The sequence below is a fragment of the Actinotalea ferrariae CF5-4 genome (assembly GCF_000603945.1).
Taxonomy (GTDB): domain Bacteria; phylum Actinomycetota; class Actinomycetes; order Actinomycetales; family Cellulomonadaceae; genus Actinotalea; species Actinotalea ferrariae.
On the sequence record NZ_AXCW01000358.1, the window covers coordinates 1 to 3,112 of the forward strand.

A 3,112-nucleotide genomic window follows, 5' to 3' on the forward strand; every position below is an offset into this window, starting at 1 on the left:
GGGCGGACCCGCCAGCCCGACCAACGTCCCCGCCGCGGGCACGCCCGCCGGGATGCTGGGCGGGTCGGGCACGGTCGTCGTCGAGGTGACCGAGCGCGGCTGGGCCCCCGCCGCGACCGCCGTCGAGGGCTGGGCCGCCTACACCGGCTGAGCGGCGGGCCCCTCCCGGGCCCGTTCCCGGCCGCGGCCGGTCCGCACGTGCAGTCCACGCAGCGCAGGGGTCGGCGGTCAGCACCGCCGGCCCCTGCCGCTGCCACCCTCCCCCGTCCCCCTCACCCCGGAGTCCTCCCGATGCGCCGCACCCCGCTCCTCGCCGCCGCCGCGGCGGCAGCCCTCCTCGTCGGTGGCTGCGCGTCGCCCGGCAGCACGTCCCCCGGCACGGCGACCGTCACGACGCCCGGCGCCGTGGCCCCGGACGCCGAAGGCGGCGTGGAGCCCGGAGCGACGGCGCCGGCGTGGGAGCCGGCCGTGGTCGCGACCGCCGTCGCGGACGAGGTGACCGCGCTCGACGCGCCCGAGGGCGCACCGGTGGAGACCTTCGCGCACCCGAACGCCAACGGCGCCCCCCTGACCTTCCTCGTGGTGCAGGAGCAGGAGGGCTGGGTGGAGGTCCAGCTCCCCGTGCGGCCCAACGGGACGACGGGCTGGGTGCCGACCCAGGCCGTCGAGCTCGCCGCCGTCCCGTACCGGATCGAGATCTCGACCGCGACCAACGAGCTGACGCTCGTGCGCGAGGGCGTGCCGATCCGCACCTTCCCCGTCGCGACCGGCACCGGGGACACCCCGACCCCGCTGGGGACCTTCTACCTCACGGAGCTCCTGGCCCCCACGAACCCCGGATACGGTCCGTTCGCGTACGGGCTCTCCGCGTACTCGGACGTCCTCAACGAGTTCGGCGGGGGCCCGGGCCAGATCGGCCTGCACGGCACGGACGACGAGGGCACGATCGGCCAGGACGTCAGCCACGGCTGCATCCGGATGGCCAACGCCGACATCACGGCGCTCACCGAGCTCCTGCCGCTCGGCACGCCCGTCGTGGTCTCCTAGGAGTCGGACGTCACCCGACGCCCCTCGGGCCGCAGACGCACCAGGAGGCCACCGTGTGCCGCAACATCCGGACGCTGCACAACATGGCGCCCACGACGACGGACGACGAGGTCCACGCCGCCGCGCTGCAGTACGTGCGCAAGGTCAGCGGGATGACGAAGCCCTCCCGGGCGAACCAGGAGGTGTTCGACCGCGCCGTGGCCGAGGTCGCGCACGTCACCGCCCACCTGCTCGCGGACCTCGTCACGCAGGCCCCGCCGCGGGACCGGGAGGTCGAGGACGCACGGCGCCGCGCGCGGGCCGCGGAGCGCTACGGCCGGTCTGAGGTACCTCAGGCCGCCGTCTGAGGAGGAGCGGCCCGGAGATCGGGTGATCGACGGATCCGCGACCCGGGTCCTCACGCGCACCGTGAGCGTCGGAGCAGCAGCACCGACCTCAGGAGCCATCGTGAACACCACCACCCTCCCCGACGACCGCGTCCTCGCGGCCGAGACCGCCTACCGTCGCGACGCGCTGCGCGCCGCCGCCCGCCCTCTCGCCCTCCCGGACGTCGTCGGGGTCCTCGGCCGGCTGGCCGACGCCGTGCGCCGCACGCGCGCCGCGACCCGTCGCACCGCCCTGCCTCGCACCGCGCCTCGCACCGCGCCTCGCACCGCGCCGCCTCGCACCGTCATGCCGGCGGCCCTTCCGCCGCGCGACCTGCCGCTGGGACACTCGGCCGTGTGCCGATGACCACACCCTTCGTGGCACGGTCGGCGGAGGTCGCCCGCCTGCTGGCCGCGGTCGACGCGGCCGCGCGGGGCCGCCCGTCGACCGTCCTGCTGGGCGGGGACGCGGGTGTGGGAAAGACGCGGCTGGTCACCCACCTCGCCGATCTCGCCGCCACCCGCGGCGCCTCGGTCGTCACCGCGGCGTGCGTGGACCTCGGCGACGTCGGCGTGCCGTACCTGCCGTTCGCCGAGGCGCTCGGACGGCTCCGTGCCCACGGCGCGGCCGTCGAGCACCTGCTGCGGGAGCGCCCCGCGCTCGCCCGCCTCCTCCCGCCGTCCGGGGAGCATCCCGCACCGGCCGCCGTCGACGACGAGGCGGCGCGCCTGCAGCTCTTCGACGGCCTCGCGTCCGTCCTCGCCGCCGCCGGGCACGAGGGCGCGCCCCTGATGCTCGTCCTGGAGGACCTGCACTGGGCCGACGCCTCCAGCCGCGACGTGCTCCGCTACCTCGTCGCACGGCTGCGGACGGAGCACGTCGTCGTCGTCGGCACCTACCGGACCGACGACCTGCACCGCCGCCACCCGCTGCGCCCCGTCGTGGCGGAGCTCGCCCGCCACCCCGGCGTCGACCACCTCGAGCTCCGGCCGTTCACCGCCGAGGAGCTCGCCGCCTTCGCCCGCGCCGTCGCCGGGCGCGAGGTCCCCCCGGACCGCCTGCGCACGGTCCTGGAGCGCTCCGAGGGCAACGCCTACTTCGCGCAGGAGCTCCTGGAGTCCGACGACGACGCCGTGCCGTGGTCCCTCGGCGACGTGCTGCGCGCGCGGCTGGACGCCCTGGACCCCGCCGTCGTGGACGTGGCCCGGCTCGTCGCGGTGTCCGGCCGCACCGTCCCCGAGCCGCTGCTGCGGGCGGTGTGGCACCGGTGGACGGGACGGGACACGGCCACTGCCCCTGCCGCGGGGCCCGGCGCCGCGGACGCTCCGGGGGCGCCGTCGGACGCCGTGCTCGACCGTGCGGTCCGGGACGCCGTCGCGGCCCACGTGCTGGTGCCGGAGGCGGACCGGCTCGCGTTCCGCCACGCCCTCCTCGCCGAGGTGGTCGCCGCGGACCTCCTCCCGGGCGAGACGGTGGCGGTCCACCGCGCCTACCGCGACGCCCTGGCCGACGACGACGCCCTGGGCTCCGCCGCGCAGCTCGCCCACCACGCCCGCGCCGCGCACGACCTGCCGACGGCCCTGGTCGCGTCGCTGCGGGCGGCCGACGACGCCGCCCGTCTGCTGGCCCCGCAGGACGAGCTGCGCCACCTGGAGACGGTCCTCGAGCTCGTGGAGGCGGCGGGGCCGGCGCCGGGGGC

4 protein-coding genes are annotated in these 3,112 nt (G+C 77.5%); all 4 read left to right on the forward strand.

Annotated features, from left to right (window positions below):
- Positions 1-291: 291 nt before the first annotated feature.
- Positions 292-1,047: a L,D-transpeptidase gene (locus tag N866_RS17665; protein WP_034229059.1), complete on the forward strand. Its 756-nt coding sequence runs from the start codon at positions 292-294 to the stop codon at positions 1,045-1,047.
- Between the two features lie 53 nt (positions 1,048-1,100).
- Positions 1,101-1,394, forward strand: coding sequence for a DUF2277 domain-containing protein (locus N866_RS17670; protein ID WP_034229062.1), 294 nt, complete (start codon positions 1,101-1,103; stop codon positions 1,392-1,394).
- Between the two features lie 100 nt (positions 1,395-1,494).
- Entirely contained in the window at positions 1,495-1,779 is a 285-nt protein-coding gene (locus tag N866_RS17675; RefSeq protein WP_155855462.1) for a hypothetical protein, read from the forward strand.
- Positions 1,776-3,112, forward strand: a 1,337-nt coding sequence (locus N866_RS17680; protein WP_034229068.1) for an ATP-binding protein, incomplete at its 3' end; no start/stop codon positions are given. The genes N866_RS17675 and N866_RS17680, both read left to right, overlap by 4 nt.